Annotated in this window: 19 protein-coding genes, 3 pseudogenes and 1 riboswitch; of the genes and pseudogenes, 13 read left to right on the forward strand and 9 right to left on the reverse strand. The window is 35.8% G+C overall.

Annotated features, from left to right (window positions below):
* Positions 1–153 (reverse strand): pectate lyase family protein, encoded by a 153-nt coding sequence (locus BR30_RS38955; protein ID WP_155928922.1) that lies wholly within the window; start codon positions 151–153, stop codon positions 1–3.
* Between the two features lie 241 nt (positions 154–394).
* Here BR30_RS38955 and BR30_RS38755 point away from each other — a divergent pair.
* A pseudogene (locus tag BR30_RS38755) lies at positions 395–816 on the forward strand (IS481 family transposase); the annotation flags it as partial.
* On the opposite strand, the pseudogene BR30_RS34805 reads toward BR30_RS38755, so the two are convergent.
* A pseudogene (locus BR30_RS34805) lies at positions 802–1,266 on the reverse strand (DUF421 domain-containing protein); the annotation flags it as partial. The pseudogenes BR30_RS38755 and BR30_RS34805 sit on opposite strands and share 15 nt — an antisense overlap.
* 154 nt (positions 1,267–1,420) lie before the next feature.
* Positions 1,421–1,735, reverse strand: a complete 315-nt coding sequence (locus BR30_RS38760) for a VanZ family protein (RefSeq protein ID WP_442853009.1) — start codon at positions 1,733–1,735, stop codon at positions 1,421–1,423.
* Positions 1,736–2,458: 723 nt separating this feature from the next.
* Positions 2,459–2,542, forward strand: a riboswitch (cyclic di-GMP riboswitch).
* 31 nt (positions 2,543–2,573) lie between these two features.
* Between BR30_RS38760 and BR30_RS36295 the strand changes: the two genes are divergently transcribed.
* Entirely contained in the window at positions 2,574–2,723 is a 150-nt protein-coding gene (locus BR30_RS36295; protein ID WP_081825609.1) for an anti-repressor SinI family protein, read from the forward strand.
* 168 nt (positions 2,724–2,891) lie between these two features.
* Here BR30_RS36295 and BR30_RS36300 read toward each other — a convergent pair.
* From BR30_RS36300 to BR30_RS0128375, 3 genes and pseudogenes are all read right to left on the reverse strand, one after another.
* Positions 2,892–3,253: pseudogene (locus BR30_RS36300) on the reverse strand (beta-propeller fold lactonase family protein); the annotation flags it as partial.
* Positions 3,254–3,282: 29 nt separating this feature from the next.
* Entirely contained in the window at positions 3,283–3,987 is a 705-nt protein-coding gene (locus BR30_RS0128370; RefSeq protein WP_026567982.1) for a DUF421 domain-containing protein, read from the reverse strand.
* A 104-nt stretch (positions 3,988–4,091) separates the two neighbouring features.
* Positions 4,092–5,150: a lactonase family protein gene (locus BR30_RS0128375; RefSeq protein ID WP_026567983.1), complete on the reverse strand. Its 1,059-nt coding sequence runs from the start codon at positions 5,148–5,150 to the stop codon at positions 4,092–4,094.
* A 154-nt stretch (positions 5,151–5,304) separates the two neighbouring features.
* Here BR30_RS0128375 and mgrA point away from each other — a divergent pair, with 154 nt between their 5' ends.
* Positions 5,305–6,297, forward strand: coding sequence for an L-glyceraldehyde 3-phosphate reductase (gene mgrA / locus BR30_RS0128380; protein WP_026567984.1), 993 nt, complete (start codon positions 5,305–5,307; stop codon positions 6,295–6,297).
* Positions 6,298–6,339: 42 nt separating this feature from the next.
* Here the strand turns inward: mgrA and BR30_RS38590 are convergent, their stop codons facing one another.
* Complete coding sequence (locus BR30_RS38590) at positions 6,340–6,471, reverse strand: hypothetical protein (RefSeq protein WP_269320658.1); 132 nt, start codon at positions 6,469–6,471, stop codon at positions 6,340–6,342.
* A 465-nt stretch (positions 6,472–6,936) separates the two neighbouring features.
* On the opposite strand from BR30_RS38590, the gene BR30_RS0128390 reads away from it, so the two are divergent.
* From BR30_RS0128390 to BR30_RS38965, 5 genes are all read left to right on the forward strand, one after another.
* Complete coding sequence (locus BR30_RS0128390) at positions 6,937–7,893, forward strand: NAD-dependent epimerase/dehydratase family protein (RefSeq protein WP_026567985.1); 957 nt, start codon at positions 6,937–6,939, stop codon at positions 7,891–7,893.
* Positions 7,894–7,946: 53 nt separating this feature from the next.
* Positions 7,947–8,918 (forward strand): aldo/keto reductase, encoded by a 972-nt coding sequence (locus BR30_RS0128395; RefSeq protein WP_026567986.1) that lies wholly within the window; start codon positions 7,947–7,949, stop codon positions 8,916–8,918.
* Positions 8,919–8,996: 78 nt separating this feature from the next.
* Positions 8,997–9,104 carry a helix-turn-helix transcriptional regulator gene (locus tag BR30_RS38960; RefSeq protein ID WP_197032427.1) on the forward strand — a complete coding sequence of 36 codons (108 nt, stop codon included), beginning with the start codon at positions 8,997–8,999 and terminating at the stop codon, positions 9,102–9,104.
* Between the two features lie 84 nt (positions 9,105–9,188).
* On the forward strand, positions 9,189–11,159 hold the full coding sequence (locus BR30_RS0128400) for a glycoside hydrolase family 127 protein (RefSeq protein WP_026567987.1): 1,971 nt from the start codon (positions 9,189–9,191) through the stop codon (positions 11,157–11,159).
* A gap of 161 nt (positions 11,160–11,320) precedes the next feature.
* A complete protein-coding gene (locus BR30_RS38965; protein WP_197032431.1) occupies positions 11,321–11,485 on the forward strand; it encodes a hypothetical protein in 165 nt (54 codons plus the stop codon).
* A gap of 108 nt (positions 11,486–11,593) precedes the next feature.
* On the opposite strand, the gene BR30_RS0128405 is transcribed toward BR30_RS38965, so the two are convergent.
* Entirely contained in the window at positions 11,594–12,721 is a 1,128-nt protein-coding gene (locus tag BR30_RS0128405; protein WP_026567988.1) for a GntR family transcriptional regulator, read from the reverse strand.
* Between the two features lie 473 nt (positions 12,722–13,194).
* On the opposite strand from BR30_RS0128405, the gene BR30_RS38245 reads away from it, so the two are divergent.
* Entirely contained in the window at positions 13,195–13,377 is a 183-nt protein-coding gene (locus BR30_RS38245; RefSeq protein ID WP_231507850.1) for a hypothetical protein, read from the forward strand.
* Positions 13,378–13,435: 58 nt separating this feature from the next.
* Here the strand turns inward: BR30_RS38245 and BR30_RS0128415 are convergent, their stop codons facing one another.
* Entirely contained in the window at positions 13,436–14,566 is a 1,131-nt protein-coding gene (locus BR30_RS0128415; protein ID WP_026567990.1) for a GntR family transcriptional regulator, read from the reverse strand.
* 442 nt (positions 14,567–15,008) lie between these two features.
* Here BR30_RS0128415 and BR30_RS0128420 point away from each other — a divergent pair, with 442 nt between their 5' ends.
* From BR30_RS0128420 to BR30_RS0128435, 4 genes are all read left to right on the forward strand, one after another.
* Positions 15,009–16,349: an ABC transporter substrate-binding protein gene (locus tag BR30_RS0128420; RefSeq protein ID WP_026567991.1), complete on the forward strand. Its 1,341-nt coding sequence runs from the start codon at positions 15,009–15,011 to the stop codon at positions 16,347–16,349.
* Positions 16,350–16,458: 109 nt separating this feature from the next.
* Positions 16,459–17,394, forward strand: coding sequence for a carbohydrate ABC transporter permease (locus tag BR30_RS0128425; protein WP_231507839.1), 936 nt, complete (start codon positions 16,459–16,461; stop codon positions 17,392–17,394).
* Between the two features lies 1 nt (position 17,395).
* Positions 17,396–18,235, forward strand: coding sequence for a carbohydrate ABC transporter permease (locus BR30_RS0128430; RefSeq protein WP_026567993.1), 840 nt, complete (start codon positions 17,396–17,398; stop codon positions 18,233–18,235).
* Positions 18,236–18,262: 27 nt separating this feature from the next.
* Positions 18,263–18,922 carry a DUF624 domain-containing protein gene (locus tag BR30_RS0128435; protein ID WP_026567994.1) on the forward strand — a complete coding sequence of 220 codons (660 nt, stop codon included), beginning with the start codon at positions 18,263–18,265 and terminating at the stop codon, positions 18,920–18,922.
* The last annotated feature ends 79 nt before the right edge of the window (positions 18,923–19,001 follow it).

Consider the following 19,001-nt stretch of genomic DNA (forward strand, 5'->3'; position numbering starts at 1 on the left):
TTAGGTATGCACTTGACCGAACCGTACTCTTAGCTGACGTTCTTCTACACCATCAAAATAGTTATGGTGTAAAGTTACCCTTAATTTTCTAAATAGTAACCTGTTTACCCCTCCACTAATTAAATCCTCTGATATTTCTTTTATTTGCCCTATACGATGACATGCAAATTAACTTCCTAACCTTTCTTTTCTTCCCTGTACGGCAATCGAATATATTACAAAGTTACCTAATGGAAATAAACGAAATGTGAGTGCGTTCCTAAAAACCATAATTGAACGTGAGTACCAAAAAAGGAAAACAGAATATTTAATATTGTTTAGTACTGTCATCACTTGAGAAAGATCTACAACTCTGTTAAATCTTTCAACCTTTCCCTTTATATGCAACGCTTTTCAGAAGAAGGATAAAATAGAAAGGCGGATCAAAACCATTCAGACAAGGTTTTATCCATTTTTACTAGCCAACCCTGTCCATTCTTGGAGGAGTAAAATGAAAGATTTTGGCGTTGGTTAGAGGAAGATTATCATAGAAGAATCCATGCATCCTTTGAGGGGAAAACACCTCACGAGTCTTTCACTCTCAAATAGATGATGTGAGGTTTTTGGAGGAACCATCGATTCTGGAAACAATCTTTTTAAAACGTGAACAAGGAAAGTGAATCCAGATGGAACTATATTATTGAATAAGCAGCTCTACGAAGTATCGCCAAGTTTTATAGGGACCTAAGTGGATGTTATGTTTATCTATGTTTTGGAAAAAATGAAAAGAAGGTAGCAAAAGCAAAAACAGTATCCATGGAAGTAAATGCCCATTAAACCGTCGGACTCCCACAACGCTAGAGCTACTTTTTTGACATCCTCTATCTTTTCTTTCCTTAACTCCGTCAATAAATGATCAATAGATATTCTGGCTTTTTTTAAGCCCTTATAAATGATTTCACCCTCTTTAATAAGAGGGAATGGTGAGGGATCAAGGAATTTTTCGATACGGGTCGATTTTAAGCTGACTAGTAACCCTCCAGTATACAAAACCACCAAAACTACTGTTGTAATCATCGATCCTTTCATCCCAAGGTGTTCATCTGATAATGGATGGGCAATGATATTTCCTAAGACCAAAGCGATAACGAAATCCAGCAATCTTAATTGGGCTATGGCACGTTGGCCCATAACTTTTGCAACAATTAGTATAAAGAAAAAAGCAATAATTGCTCTAAGAATCCACTCCATTGAATTAAGCGTTTCCTGGCTATGAAAGAAATTCAAGAAAGACACATCCTTTGCCTATATACGTCCTCCTTAGATTGTCACGGATTTTCTATTTTACGCACTTAATTATTAAAAACATCAAAGCAACAGGATGAACAAAAATCGGTTTTCTGTTTCTTTGTAATGTGTAATTAGAACTCCTTGCCTTGGTTTATAAGCCTTTGATATGCCCCTTCCTAAAATTTATGCACTTTAATAGGAAATATACTGATACAACGCCAAATGAATCAATAGCAAGGTCATAAAACCGTCCATCTCTACCGAAAAATAGTTGTAGGAATTCTGTTAGAAATGCAAAAATAATGGATATCCCCATAGAGTATTTATGACTTCTTAATAGATTGAAGAGAAGAAAATCCATGATCGCAAAACCAACAAAATGTCCTAATTTAATTTTAATAAATTCAGGATGAATCAACGTTAAATCATTAAAATAAAAAAAAGACACAAAATCCGGATTTGACACCCACTTTAAACTAAAAGAATGTAAATATATTAGTCGCTCTATACTCTCAGTCCAGGTATTTACCAACAAAAATAGGCCCCATAAAATTATCAGTAGGACTTTTATAAAAAGAAATCGTTTCTGTGTCTTACGTATTTCACTACCATGTATCGGTTGAGAATCCAAAATCCTTGCCCCTAACTTTCTAGTATTTCTTAATTAAATTATATTATTAATTTTATCATTGTTCCCTTTAAAGAACAATGGCGGGATATTCACACTAAAATAATCCAATAAGGTACAACTTTCGTATTAAAAGGTGATGATATTTCTATGGGGAAAATTAACTAAAATTCATTTACAAAATTTCACATCTTTCTTATAATGAACTTAAATGTTCTTTTTTAAGAACTATTCATTAGAAAAGAAGGAAAATTATGATATATCCACTAATAAAAGAAAGAAACAAGATTTACATTGTGAAAGATTCCTATCATTGTGCATGCGGTATAGCCTTTAATAAGGATAGAATTATAAAAAGGAAAACCCTTAGAAAAATTAGATTTATTGAATTGGGTAAAGTAACTTGTGAAAAATGTGTTCTAAAATTTCTTAAGTAAGAATAAGTAGTTTACATATATTGGTTTTTGTCGAAAACATGTCGATATTTTTGGAAATATTTACATTTAGGTACCATGCAAACTATAGTACTATTAGATTAGTTCTTCCATACTTTAATACTATAAAAGACAAGGGCAAACCTTTCGAAAGATAGGGACGCAAAGCTACAGGTCTAAAGTTTTTAACTACGATAGCTGAGTTACCTAAAATAGTAATACAATTTTAGGAGGGTAAGAGTGTGGCTGTATTAACTGCTGAAGAAACTGATAAAGATTGGTTAGATCTGATAATTGAAGCCAAAGAATTAGGACTTTCTCTTGAAGAAATAAAATATTTCCTAGAGAAGCCTTTTATTTCTCGTGAAACCACACCCTTAGAGTATAAATAGTAGAGGACGAAGCTAAATCAATTAGTTCGCCATAACGACTATTATGTATCTAATTTTCGGAATATTCTATTTTGAGAGAACTGCATATGATTATAAAACAATTAAACTAAAAATAACAGCTTACCAAATTGTTAACCCAATTCGATAAGCTGTTATTTTTAGTTTAAATTAATAATTTAAAAACTTCACACAAACCCCATAAGGCACCGTAATATCAGATGTAATCAACGTCAATCTCCCCGAAAACTCATCCCTTGAATACAAAACGGCATTGCCTGACTCCTGATTCGCAGCAACCACAAACTTCCTACTATGCTCAATCTCAAAATCCATTGGCCAATCTCCCTCGGTAGAAGTATGCTCCCCAAAAGCTAGCTCCCCAGAACCTGAATCTAAACTGAAAACCACGATACTGTTATGCCTTCGATACCTGTATAAACATAACGTCCATCCGAAGAAATATGGATCGTACTGCCTTGATTATTTTCTTTAAATTCATCTGTCAGCGTAGAAATATATTGTACCTCGCTTAAAATTCAGCTCTTTGTTAATACAATTCTCATTTAAATAAAAAAAGCTGGATTTTATTTTGGCTATTGATTGTTCCCAGTAATACATTACTTAACTCTACCTGATGAAGGCTCTTAAGAGTGTTTAAAAGCCAGTCTTCCGTTATGTTTAAATCTTCCAGTACAGAATAATCTATTTTGCCCTCCTTAATAATCGTTTGCGGGGGGTCAAAGGGCTCTAATGTCATTTGGTAATTTGCCGGTGTCAGTGCTGCATATTTTGGGTCCAAAAAAATCGAGATTCTCCCATCAGATTCCCACAATGCCAAAGCTACTTTTTTTACATCCTCTACTTTTTCTTTTCGTAACTCCGCTAATAAATGATCAATAGAAATTCTCGCTTTCTTTAAGCCCTTATAATTGATTTCCCCATTCTTAATAAGTGTGAAAGGGGCCGGGTCTAGAAACTTTTCAATGCGGTTTGATTTTAGGGTAAGTATTAATCCTCCGGTGTACAAAACCACCAAGACAACGGTTGTAATCATGGAACCTTTCATACCAAGGTGTTCATCTGATAAGGGATGCGCAATAATATTTCCTAAGACTAAAGCGATAACAAAATCTAATAACCGTAACTGTGAAATGGCGCGTTGACCCATGATTTTTGCAACAATCAGCAAAAAGAAAAAGGCCATAACAGCCCTGACAATCCATTCGAAGGCACTAAGTGTTTCTTGGCTATGAAAAAAATCCAAAGGGACACATCCTTTACAAAAAAAGCATCCCACTTAGTATTGACTGACATTCCCTTGATTTATTAAAAAAACAGGATAAGTTCGTCACTTATCCTGTCTTGATATTATACATGTAAGAATTTGATACAAACGGGATACGGAACTTCGATATCAGCCTTAATTAATGTAAGTTTTCCTGTGTTTTCATCTCGTGAATATAGCACCAGGTTACTGGACTCTTGATTGGAAGCAACAACGAATTTCTCCGTTGGGTCTAACATAAAATCTCTCGGCCAATCACCTTCAGTGGAGGTACGATCAACAAAGCTAAGCTCTCCCGTTTCTTGGTCTACACGGAAAACAGCAATACTGTTATGGCCACGATTACCCGCGTAAACAAACTGTCCATCAGATGAAATATGAATGGCGCTGCCTTGATTATTCTCGTTGAAATCTTCAGGAAGCGTAGAAATATATTGTTTTTCTGTAAAATGACCATTTTCCGGGTGATAGGATAAAACAATCACTTCCGAACTAAACTCTGTCATGATATAAGCAAATTTTTGATTTGGATGGAAAACTAAATGTCTTGGTCCGCTTCCAGCTTTTAATGGAAGAACATGTGCTTTTGAAAGTGTGCCATCACTGTTAACTGCATATGTGATTAATGCATCAATACCCAATTCAACAACCGCTAGATATTTCTCATCAGGGGTGATGCCAGCATAATGGGTATGTGGTTTCTCTTGTCTTGGATCTGGTCCAGAACCTTCATGTTTTATAACTGATGCAGCTGGTTGAACCGTTCCATCTTCCTGGTTAATTAGATATGATTCTACGGATCCTTTATGGTAATTGGCACTGAATGCATAACGACTTTTACTATCAACACTCACATGACATGGTGATGAGCCCGGAAGCAACTGACGATTCAGTTCGGTTAAACTGCCTTCCCTGTTTATGGAAAATGCAACAACGCCTCCATTGTCCCCTTCTTTAGCCACAGAGTAGAGGAATCGGTTGTCCTTGCTTGTAGTCACGTATGTAGGATTTTCTATCTGTGCAGCAACGTTAATATCTTCGATTCTTTTCTCCTCCGTATTTAGTTTAAAGGAGTAGATTCCTTTACTGCCACCCTTGGTGTATGTTCCAATATAACCGATAAATGTTTGGTTGTTTGTCATTTTTTTGGCTCCTCGTAAAATGTAGTCTGTTTATTTTATCAGAATTTTAATTAATTACTCAAATATAGCATCTGAGGTGACTGAAAATTTATAACATATGGTATAGTTTGGATGTTAACGTATTTATAAATTTATAGAAATGAGGGAAACCAACATGGTCTACCAAGCGGCAGAAAATCGTTATGAATCCATGAAATTTAATCGAAGCGGACGTTCAGGCTTAATGCTACCGGCCGTTTCGCTCGGACTTTGGCATAACTTTGGCGGTGTCGATACATATGAAAATGGGAGGGCAATGCTGAGAAGAGCGTTTGATTTAGGGATTACCCATTTTGATTTGGCCAACAATTATGGTCCGCCACCGGGATCTGCTGAAGAAATGTTCGGTAGAATCTTAAAAACTGATTTTGCTCCATACCGTGATGAAATGATTATATCTTCAAAAGCGGGCTATACGATGTGGCCGGGTCCATATGGGGATTGGGGTTCAAGAAAATACTTGATATCTAGTCTAGATCAAAGTCTAAAACGAATGGGCCTTGATTATGTGGATATTTTTTATTCGCACCGGCCAGATCCAAATACACCACTTGAGGAAACCATGGGAGCATTAGATTCTATTGTTCGTCAGGGTAAAGCCTTATATGTTGGAATTTCTAACTACAGTGCCGAACAAACGGCAGAAGCAATCAAAATCTTAAACCAGTTGGGAACACCTTTGTTAATCCATCAACCAAAGTATTCGATGTTTAACCGCTGGATAGAGGAAGGCTTACAGGATGTGCTTCAGGAAAACGGGGTAGGTTCAATTGCCTTTAGTCCCTTAGCACAAGGTTTACTGACCAATAAATACCTAACAGGGATTCCAGCCGATTCACGTGCGGCAAGCTCCACAGGGTTCTTACATGAGGAGCACGTAACTGCTGAAGTATTGGGTCGTGTTCAAAAATTAAATGAAATTGCAACAGAGCGTGGTCAAAGTCTCTCTCAAATGGCGCTTGCCTGGGTTTTACGCGGAGAAAGGGTTACTTCTGTCCTAATAGGTGCAAGCAGAGTGAGTCAAATTGAGGAAAATGTTGCAGTATTGAATAACCTTGAGTTTTCTGATCAAGAATTAGCACGGATTGAGGATATTCTTAATTGTTAAGCACTAAGGAAAAAAGGATGAGCGGTTTGCTCATCCTTTTTATCATGTGTAGATTACGATATCATCTTCTTTTGCAGCTTCAGAGTTGAGCATTTCTTCCACATCTGTAAAACGGATAGCATCAGGGAACTGATTACAAAAAGCAGCAAGTACAATTGGATTCGTATCGGCCACTCTCGATTGAATCGGTTTCCCTTGTTAATACCTTTCTATTTGGAGTGAATCCAATTGTCCGAGCTAAATTTGATTAACGAAGTAGGATAACAAAGAACCTCCAACGGTATGGTTGTAGGTTCTTTGTATGCTTGTCCATACAAGTGTTAAGACGGCTTGACAGAGTGGATCTCACTTCAAGAACGCGAAAGAACTTACCGTCATATCTCATCATAATTTTCACCAATTTCCCATATTTTTTGGTAGTAGGATAAGTCAATCATAGATTTTCTATAAAAGAATTCATATTAACCTAGCAATTTTATAAGGAAAACTTGGAATAAATAAATTAATCTGTTTCTTCTTTTCTATTATTTAATTTTAAATGAAAACGTGTTATTGTGGAAGTGGGCCGTACAACTTTTTTTATTACAAAATTAGGAAACTGATAAATCCTTTGAAATTAGTCGATAGGAGGAGAAAGCTTTGCGGATTGTCATTATTGGTGGAAGCGGTCACATTGGGACTTATCTTATTCCAAGGCTTGTAAGCGCAGGACACGAAGTAATAAACATTAGCCGGGGAAAGAGTTCTCCATATCATTCCAGTCAAGTATGGAATGGTGTACAACAAGTGGTTTTAAATCGAAGTGAGGAAGAAAAGAGCGGCCAGTTTGGCAAAAAGGTCCTTGAGCTCTATCCCGATGTTGTCATCGATTTAATTTGTTTTTCTCTTGAAAGTGCGAAACAAATAGTAGAATCACTTGAAGGGAAAATCAAGCACTTTATTAGTTGTGGAACAATATGGGTTCATGGCCATAGCAAGGAAGTACCTGTAACAGAAGATCAATCACGTAGTCCATTTGGTGACTATGGGATACAGAAGGCTGAAATTGAATCCTATTTACTGGAAAAAGCAAGGCAAGATGGTTTTCCAGCTACTGTCCTTCATCCAGGCCATATCGTGGGCCCTGGCTGGGTGCCGTTAAATCCGGCTGGACACTTTAATCCACAAGTGTTTGTCAAATTAGCGAATAGGGAAGAGGTTTGTTTACCTAATTTCGGCTTGGAAACGGTTCACCATGTGCACGCCGACGATGTAGCACAGGCTTTCGCAAAAACAGTTGAAAATTGGAATGCTTCGATTGGAGAAAACTTTCATGTCGTCTCGCCAGCTGCATTAACATTACGAGGATACGCAGAAGAAGCAGCATCCTGGTTTGGTCAATCAGCAAACCTAAATTATTTACCTTGGAATGAATGGCGTCTTACTGTAGAGGAGAATGAGGCAAATGCGACATGGGATCACATCGCTCATAGTCCAAACTGTAGTATTGAAAAGGCGAAGCGTCTTTTGAATTATCAGCCTCGTTACAGTTCCTTAGAAGCTGTTCGTGAATCAGTCATGTGGTTAATTAATCAAGGAGTCGTCAAGACAAATTAATACATTGGATCAATGTCAGTATATTTTTTACTTACAGTTGTGGAGGGATACTAATGAATTATCGATTACTTGGAAAAACAGGCTTAAAAGTTTCTGAAATAGGATATGGAGCTTGGGGGATTGGGAACACAGGATGGCTTGGTGCAAAAGATGATGAGTCCTTAAAGGCGTTGCACAAATCAATTGACTTAGGTCTAAATTTTATTGATACCGCATTAGGTTATGGAAACGGTCACAGCGAGCGTTTAGTGGGACAAGTAATGAGAGAATGTCAAGAAACTATCTATGTATCTACCAAAATACCACCTAAAAATAGAATTTGGCCTGCTCAGCCAGGTGTTATTTCAGCCGAAGCATTCCCTAAGGAATATATTATTACTTGTACAGAGGAAAGTTTACGAAATCTTGGAATAGAAACGATAGATGTTCAACAGTTTCATGTTTGGTCAGATGATTGGGTAAATCAAGGAGATTGGCTTGAAGCAATAGAACAGCTAAAGAAACAAGGGAAAATCAAATATTTTGGCGTTTCAATTAATGACCATCAGCCTGAAAATGCGATCAAGCTCATTGAGACAGGTCTTGTTGACACGGTTCAAGTAATCTATAACATTTTTGACCAAGGCCCAGAAGATGCCCTATTGCCAGCTTGTGAGAAACATAAAGTTGGAGTTATAGTTCGTGTACCTTTAGATGAAGGCGGTCTCACCGGTAGAATTACCCCAGAAAGCCAATTTGAAGAGGGGGACTTTAGAAATAATTATTTTAAGAATGAAAGGAAACTAGAGGTCTACAACCGTGTCCAAAGTATCGTCACAGATTTGAATATTTCGGTCGATGAAATGGCTGAAACAGCATTAAGATATATTCTAAGCCATAGTGCTGTATCAACAGTAATTCCTGGAATGCGTTCCATAAGAAATGTGGAAAGAAACTGTAAGGTTCGAGACGGAAAGGGGCTTTCTATAGAAGCTGTTGAAAAATTAAAATCCCATCGTTGGGTTCGTAATTTTTATCAAGCTTAATAATATAAGAGAGATATTAATTTATATGAGATCCATCATTCATTTGGATGTTGTGCAAAACGATGGATCCGTAATCATTTGTCCGAGGATGTAAGTTTAGTAAGAATTTCTGACCATCTACAATTTAGTCTTAACTATTTTAGCGAATTATTTAAGCAGGAAACAGTGCAAATACCATCAATTTAGACTGTTATTAACTTATTAATCTCTTAATATATTAAAGGGAAAAAATAATCATAGTATATTCTTGATACCAGGAGGAATGGAGAAGTGGAAAAAACTGTATTAAAAACTAAAACTCTGCCACTAAACAAGGTTAAAATTAATGATCCATTCTGGTCTTATTACATTAACTTAGTCAGGGATGTTGTTGTTCCCTATCAATGGGACGCCCTTAATGACCGAATTGCGGATGCAGAACCAAGCTGCGCGATAAAAAATTTTAAAATCGCAGCTGGTGAAGAAGTGGGAGAATTCCATGGGATGGTCTTCCAAGATAGTGATGTGGCTAAATGGCTTGAAGCGGTTGGGTACTTGCTTTCAGTAGAACGAGACGAAGAACTTGAAAAAATTGCCGATGGAATAATTGATATTATTGCAAAAGCCCAATTAGAGGATGGATATTTAAACACCTATTATACACTAAAAGAGCCTGGTAAACGGTGGACAGACCTTAGTGAATGTCATGAATTGTATTGTGCCGGTCATATGATTGAAGCTGCTGTTGCTTATTATCAAGCAACGGGAAAAAGAAAAATACTAGATGTGGTGATTAAATTTTCTGATCATATAGATGATGTTTTTGGCACAGAACCTGGAAAGCTTCGTGGTTATGATGGACATCAAGAAATTGAATTGGCGCTGATAAAACTATACGAAGTGACCTCAAACGAAAAATATTTACGATTAAGCCAATATTTCTTAGAGGAAAGAGGGAGAAAGCCACATTTCTATGATGAGGAATTCGAAAAAAGAGGTGGTACTCATCATTGGCCAGATTCTTGGATGATCCGAAATAAGGAGTACAGCCAAGCCCATAAGCCTGTTAATGAACAAAATAAGGCTGTAGGCCACGCAGTCAGATTCGTTTATATGTGTACTGGAATGGCCCATCTGGCTGCTGAAACCGGTAATCGTGACATGTATGAGGCTAGTAAAAGGCTTTGGAACAATATGGTTTCAAAGAATATGTATATCACTGGAGGAATTGGTTCCCAAAGTCATGGAGAAGCCTTTTCAACTGATTATGACCTTCCAAATGATACGGTTTATGCGGAGACTTGTGCTTCTATTGGGTTAATTTTCTTTGCACAACGAATGCTGCAGGTAGAACCAAATAGTCAGTATGCTGATGTAATGGAAAGAGCTTTATATAATACCGTACTAGCAGGTATGGGGCACGATGGAAAAAGCTTTTTCTATGTGAATCCACTTGAAGTTGAGCCACATGCCTGTGAATCCAATCATATTTACCACCATGTGAAACCTACTCGTCAAGGATGGTTTGGCTGTGCCTGCTGCCCGCCGAACGTAGCGAGGCTGCTTGCTTCTTTAGGACAATATGTTTATTCTGTTCGTGAAAATACAGTCTATACCCATTTATATATAAGTGGTCAGGCAGAAATTGAACTGGAAGGTAATCGGCGTTTAATATTGGAACAAGAAACAAATTATCCGTGGAGCGGCAATATTCAATTTACCATTAGGGCGGATCAAGAATCTGAACTTACTCTTGCGCTGCGTATCCCGGATTGGTGTGAGAACGCAGAAATCTCCATAAATGGTGAACTGCGGTCAGTATGTGGTCTTATGATCGATGGGTATGCAATGGTAAAGGGTACCTGGAAAACAGGTGACCAAATCAATTTGGTTCTTTCTATGCCGATTATACGTATGAAAGGACATCCACTAGTACGTCAAACGGCAGGAAAAGTTGCCCTTCAAAGAGGTCCACTAGTATATTGCTTAGAAGAGGCAGACAATGGTTCAAATCTATATCAACTGTTATTACCTTCAGATGGAAGGCTTGAAGTAGAGGAAGAAAACCTGCTTGGCGGAATGAAGGTGATTACAGGAGAGGCAATTAAACGGAAAACAGAAAATTGGGGTCAAGCTTTGTATAGACGTAACGTAAATGTAGAAGCAGAATCAGTATCTATAAAGTTTATTCCGTATTTTGCTTGGGCTAATCGTGGATTAGGTGAGATGCAAGTGTGGGTTAACGAAAAAGAAACACTTTAGGATATAGACCTTGAGGGTACTTTACCTTCGAGGTCTTTCAATTTCATTCTTTCGTTTAATATAGAGGAAAAGTCCACAAATATGTGGACCATTTTTATTCAGCTCTTACATCATATATTATTCTTGCGATAATGTCCTGATTATAATTTCCAAAATTTAACATAGGTGAAAGCGAGCTTGAAGTAGGTTTTACATGGAGTCAATTGGGGCTGCAGTCAGAAAAAAGAGTGAAAGATATTTGGTCAGGGATAGATAAAGGTAGATTTAATCATGAATATAGACAAATAATACCTCCTCATGGTTCTATTCTCTTAAGACTCTATTAATAATTAGTAAGCTAATAAAGACCCCTAATTTGGTACAAATCCATTAATTAGGGGTTTAAAGTGTAAATTATTTAAAAAGGCACATCTTATGAAAGTACATACAAACAATTACAAATCCTCTATTTTTTCATTATTTACTGGTCCTGTTGAATTTCTTATCACCAATTCAGGTTCGTAAACCGTGGAATGCTTTGTATTTTGGCTTTCTACAGCAGCGACGATCCATTTTGCTGCTTCAATTCCCATTTGCATTTTAGGGTGGGATACGGAAGTCAGCTTTGTTTCCGTTGCCTCCACTAGATAAGAATCATCGTAACCTACAATTGAAATGTCTTCAGGAACCTTTAAATTTAAGTCTCTTAATATGTTTAATATAAATAATGCAACCTGGTCATTATAGCAAATGATTCCCGTTGGCCTTGAGTCATTTGAAGTTAATAAGTCTTCCAGTTTTCTTCGCAAGTAATCCAGTTCTCCAGTGGAAAAAGTAAGAATCAAATCAGGTGACAAGGAGAGATTATTCTCCCTATGTGCCTGAATATAGCCTTGCATTCTGTGTACTCCCTGTAGGTCGTCCGATTTAAAGATACCTAATATTTTTTTATGTCCAAGTTTGATTAGATGCTCAGTTGCAATAAACCCTCCCTTATCATCATTAACCATTAGATGTGGAGGATTTAACTGTGGATAAAATTGGTTAATCATTAAATAGGGGATTTTTAACTGTTCTAATTCCAAATAATAATTAATATTAGGATTAAAGCTGCTGCTTCTTGTAGGTTCAATGATAAGACCATCAACATTTCTGCTTAGCATACTTTGCAAACATTGTTTCTCTTTTTCAAGGTTATTATCTGTACATGAAAAGGTTAAGGAATAACCTTTTTCTGCTAAATAGGATTCTATTCCTTTAATAATGGATGGAAAAATATAATCAGAAATATAGGTTGTAATAACACCAATGTTTTTACTATTCGCAGCTCTGCTTAGTTTTGGGCTTGGGTCTTGGGTATCGATCATTCGATTAGAGCAAAATGTACCTGCGCCCTGTTCTCTATATAACCATCCTTCATGTACCAAATCCCCTACAGCTTGGCGGACCGTATGTCGACTAACACTGAACATTTTTACCAGTTCATTTTCCGAATATATTTTTTCCCCTGGTTTGATTTCTCCGTTCGTGATCCATTCCTTTATCGTGTCTTTCAGTAAAAGCTGCTTAGTTTTCTTTTGCATAACCTACCACGCTTTCAACAATTAATAACTTATGCGTACAAATTCATTTCAATTATACATCATTACAGTAAAAAGTATATAAAATCTAATGTTCACTAGATAATTAAAGATGATCCTTAAATTACTTCTCTGGTTTAGAATGTTAATTTAACCTGTCATATAGGTCGTTTCATTACAGTCATAAACAATCTCTTCCTTAGTGTATGAAATATTATAAATTTAGGTTCGATTTTGATATTTATCAGTAAGTTTTTGCATGCTAAAATCACGTTATAAAGCTTAATAAATGAAGGAATAAGCTTGTTTTTTTATGATATTACTTTTATGCAAGAAAGGAAAGTATCTTTGGAAATTTGTAAAAACTGTTTTTAAAAGAAAGGATGAGGGACTAGTGAATGTAGCGATGAGGGGAACAACACCAGTCAAGCACGTTTTAGTAGAAGATCATTTCTGGAAAAAGTATAAACAGATTGTTGCAAATGAGGTTATCCCCTTATCAATGGAAAGCATTAAATGATGAACTTCCAAATACGGATCCAAGTCATGCGATAGAAAATTTTAGAATAGCAGCGGGAGAGTTGCTGTTCCTTACTATGCTTGGTGCAACCGCGAAACAGGGAAAATGCGTGTTTGGATCTATGAATCTTAAAAGTTAACTTTAAAACCTCCATTCATGAATGGAGGTTTTAAAGTTATTCGTAAATCCTTAAAAAGTCATGAAACAATACATTCATTTTTTATAGAAGAAGTAGAATCTCTTACCACCAATTCAGGTTCATAAACGATGGACTGTAGATGGTTACCATCATAGTTTTTATTTTCAACAGCTGAAACAATCCATTTAGCAGCCTGAATACCCAACTCAATTTTTGGATGGGTAACACTTGTAAGCTCTGTTGCTTCAGCTAAAAACGAATCATCAAATCCTATAATTGATATGTCTTCAGGTACATTTAGGTCTAACTCTCTAAGACAATTTAACACGGAAAATGCTATTTGATCATTATAACAAATGATTCCAGTAGGCATTATATCAGAAGTCAATAACAGTTGTTTAACTTTATCAAATAAAGTTTCATGCTGTTCCTCTGTAAAATAATTAATCATCAACTCGGGTGATAATGGAATGTTATTTTCTCTATGAGCCTCAATAAACCCCTGCATACGATAAACTCCCTGCAGATCATCTGCTTTAAAAATGCCAATAATTTTTTGATGACCGAGTTTAATTAAATGTTCTGCAGCTAAAAATCCGCCCTTTTGATCGTTAACAATGATATGAGGCGGGACCAATTGAGGATAAAATTGGTTAATCATTAAGTATGGTATGTTATTTTGTTCCAGCTCCAAGAAAAAATTAATATTAGGATTGAAGCTTCCGCTTTTAGTAGGTTCTACAATAAGCCCGTCTATATTTCTGCTAAGCATGCTTTGCAAACATTGTTTTTCTTTCTCAATATCATTATCTGTACAAGCAAAGGTTAATGAGTACCCTTGTTCAGTTAAATACGATTCAATTCCTTTAATGATAGAGGGGAAAATATAATCGGAAATGTAGGTGGTAATTACACCGATATTTTTACTATTAGTATTTTGGATTTTATTTTCGGGGAGTTTTTGATGCGATTTTTGACTCGAACAAAAGGTCCCGGCACCTTGCTCTCTATATAACCATCCCTCATGAACCAAGTCACCAATGGCTTGTCTAACGGTATGTCTGCTTACAACAAACTTTTTGACAAGCTCATTTTCAGAATATATCTTCTCGCCGGGCATTACTTGACCACTTGTGATCCATTCAATGATTTTTTCTTTAACCATATTATATTTTGTTTTTTGCGCCAACTAATGCCACCTCCTTGTCCTGTACGAACAATTACATACTTATCCTTACAAGTATCTTGTGAGAATAATATTATCAAAAAAACAATCAATTTACCATTGATAAAATTAGAAAAATATCAATATTTTTTTATAAATTTGGAAAATCAACTTTATGATATTAATTATTCGGTCAAAAATCGTCAGTTTATTCTAAAAATTTTATTGACATGTACGCACGAGCGAATTATTATAAAGGCAAGGAATACGCTTTCATTTTTCTTTCTGAACACAAATATAATAAGATAAGGAGGAAATTGGTAGATAAGTAGCATCATATACGTACAAATTTGAGACAACTAAGAATTCTTTTTATCTGTAATTCGTATTTTCCAATTTAAAACGATTTTGCTTTTAGAACATGTAAGTCCTGAGATTAAAATTAATTTAACTTGAGGTGTATACAATGAAAAAAGAGTTTGCTAGTCCTCGTAAATTACTTTCTGCACTATTAATATTTTTCCTTGTTTCATCTTTAGCTCTCGCAGGTTGTAGTTCGAAGAATTCATCTGCCGAGACTAAAACAAAAGATGGAAAAACAAAATATACCATGTGGACCTTTGTACAGGTACATGCTGATTATTGGAAAGATGCAGCAGAAACTTGGAACAAAAATCACCCTAAACAACAAATTGAATTAAAAATCAACGTTTTACCTTTCGATCAAATGAACCAAAAGTTACAAGTGGCATTGAGCTCAGGCAATGGCGGTCCAGATATTGCCGATGTTGAAATTGGTCAATTCGCTAAGTATACAAAATCTAACAACCCTCCTTTTAAAGACATGACGAAAGAAGTTGAACCTTTCGTACCGAACCTAGTGAAATCACGTACTGATAACTACACTGTTGATGGTAAAATCTATGGTTTAGATTACCATGTAGGAACTACTCTTGTTTATTACAATATGGATATTATGAATAAAGCTGGTATTGATCCTGCAACAATAAAAACATGGGATGATTATATTAACGCTGGAAAAGTTGTGAAAGAAAAAACTGGAAAGTATATGACTTCAGCTGAAACAAGTGCTGGATTTGTTTTTACATCCATGGTAGCTCAACAAAAATCTGATTTGGTGAAGGATGGTAAATCTAACCTTAGTGCACCAGAAAATGTAAAGGCCCTTCAAACAATTCAAAGTATGCTTAAAACTGGAATTGCGAAAACGGCTGAGGGTGGACACCAAGATAATGAAGAATACTATGCTGCCTTCAACAAAGGTGAATATGCATCTGTTGTAATGCCAGCATGGTACATGAGCCGTATGGTTGGTTTCATGCCTAAGCTTAAAGGAAAAATTCATATAACTGGTCTTCCAATCTTTAAAGAGGGTGATTTACGCTCTGCTGGACTAGGTGGAACCGCAACTGTTGTAACAAATCAAGCTCATGACACTGCGTTAGCTAAAAAATTCGTTGTAGAGTCAAAAGCAGGAAAAGAAGGTTCTATTAAAACTTGGACAATTCTTGGTTTTGACCCAATTCGTTCAGATGTTTGGACAAGTGATGAATTAGCTGCACCAAATAAATTTACTGATTACTTTGGAACAGATATTTTCAAGCAAATGGCTGCATTCAAAGATGAAGTTGGTGGATTGAGCGTTACTAACAATAGTTACCCTATTATTAACGATGAATTCCTAACAAACGGTTTGCCTAAAATTATGAAAAAACAGGCTAATGTAGAGGATACTCTAAAAGCACTTGATGCAGCAGCAGATAAACGGATTGCTGCAGGAAAATAATAATCATTATTAATCGGAAGGAGGAGGGAGGCTTTCCCTCCTTCTTCCGTAACATTAATAAGACACAAATTAGACATGCGTCAATTGAACTTTTAAGGAGTGAATTAGTATGTCCTCGAGTATGGTACAAATTGAAAAAAAACCGCAGATTTCAACAGAAACAAAGAAAAAAATTAATATGCAAAAAGTTGCTCCATATATTTTTGTCTCACCGTTCATTATTGTCTTTGCCCTTTTTTCTTTATATCCATTTATCAATTCTATCATTATGAGTTTTCAAAGAATTGAAGGCATTAATGAGACTACATTTATAGGTTTACAAAACTATCAACGTCTGATTACTGACCCGGTATTCTACAAGGCATTATGGAATGTTGCAATATATACATTTTGGACCATTCTTATCTTAATTCCATTACCTCTGATTCTTGCGATAGTTATGAATCATGAAAACACAAAATTTAAATCTCTGTTTAGGTCGGTATTTTTCCTGCCAGTTTTAACTTCAACAGTTATTGTCGGATTAGTATTTAAATTTGCATTCAGTAAAGAGGCTACTGGTGTATTCAACAGCTGGCTTGGTCACTTCAACATTGGACCTATTGATTGGTTAAATGGTTCAGGCACTGGTATGTTTGCTCTAGTACTTGTTTGTGTATGGCGTTGGATGGGTGTTAATATGATCTACTTCCTATCCGGGCTTCAAAGTATACCCAAGGATCTTTATGAATGTGCTGAAATTGATGGTGCAACTACATGGGTTAAATTTAAACATATCACACTGCCAATGGTGAAACCGATCACAACTTACGTTTTAACAATCTCAATTCTAGGCGGATTCTCTCTCTTTAATGAAACTTATGTTTACTGGGGTGCTGCTTCGCCAGATAACATTGGTACAACGTTTTTAACCTACATTTATAAATCAGCATTTAGTGATGGAGACTTGGGTTATGCATGTACGCTGGGTGTCGCCATGTTTGTTATTGTGGTTGTAATCAATTTGATTCAAGTTTCAGTTAGAGGCTTATTTAAGGAGGATTAATATGAAAACCAGAAAAAGAATCTCTTCTATTATCACAACAGTAGTGCTAGCTATTGTTGGATTTCTTATCCTAATCCCTTTTTGGTTTTTATTGATTTCTTCATTTAAAAACTCTGCCGATATATTTGGACAAGGTTTGAATATTCATTTGGATTTTTCAAAGATGAGCTTTAGTAATTATGGAAAGCTTTTTACAAACAACGACGGAATCTTTTTAACGTGGTTTAAAAATAGTGCATTAATCACAATTGTTCAGACAGTGGCCGTACTGGCGTTTTGTTCAATGGTTGGATATGGGTTGGCTCAATATCGCTTTAAAGGTAGAAATTTCATTTTTATGCTTGTCTTGATCATGTTAATGGTACCTGGAGATATTTTGTTAATTCCGATGTACAAACTAATGACCAATTTAGGTTTAATGGACACTTTTGCTGGGGTTATCTTACCTGGTATCATCCCGCCGGCTACCGTTTTCTTTTTTAGACAATATGCGATTGGGATCCCTCATGACTTTGCAGAGGCTGCTAGAATCGATGGAGCAGGCGAGTTTCGGATTTTTTTCCAAATTTATGCTCCAATGATGAAACCTGCTTTTGGGGCTATGACGATAATGACATCAATGGGAGCATGGAATAGTTTCCTTTGGCCATTAATTGTCATGAGATCAGATGAAAATCTAGTTATACCTGCTGGATTGCTGACATCCATGACGCCATACGGAAACAATTACGATATTGTGTTCTCCGGGTCTATGATGTCAATTATTCCAATCATTCTTCTTTTCTTATTCAATCAAAGGTCATTTATCTCTGGTATGACAATCGGCGGGGTAAAAGGTTAATTTTAGTATTAGAAGAGGTGTTAATACATGAATAACAAAAACTTATTCGTTAAAGCTACTAATATGATTTGGACATTATTTGTAATCGGCCTTTGCGCTTTGGTAACGAGTAGTTTACTTGTTTTTCTTATCCTAAGTGTGAAATTAAATGCTATAACTCTTGTGTTTTATTTAATTGGTTTGTTACTAGTTGGACCAACTATGGGGGCAATTTTTCAGACCGTCTTTCAAACATTAAATGAAACAGACAGTAAGGTTATTCAAACTTATTTTCATTATTATTTGAGTGGTTTTAAGTCCTCCATGTTGTTATGGCTGCCTTATTATTTCATAATGATCATTTTGTGTGCAGATCTCTATTTTGTATCTTTAAACGGTAAGGGAACCATATTAATACCTCTTTTATTACTAATACTCATCTTATCAATGATAAGTTACGTGTATTCCCTAATTCTCTATAGCAAATTTGTGATGGAAATAAAGGATATTATAAGATTTTCCTTGTTTTTATTAGTCAATCGGCCATTAAAATCATTAATCATCATATTCTTGCTTCTAGCACTTTACCAATTTTATAAACACTTCGGTAATTTTGCTATATTCTGGGGATTCCCGTTATTTTCAATGCTTTCGTTTCTGTTTTTACGCAAATTGTTAGTACAGATTGAAATGAAATATGTTAACTAGTATTTAGATTGGTAAAGTACACGTCATTCAATAAGAATACTGGAATTTTTTTATTAATTAGTTATTGGAAATCAATTAG

The organism is Bacillus sp. UNC41MFS5 (assembly GCF_000686805.1).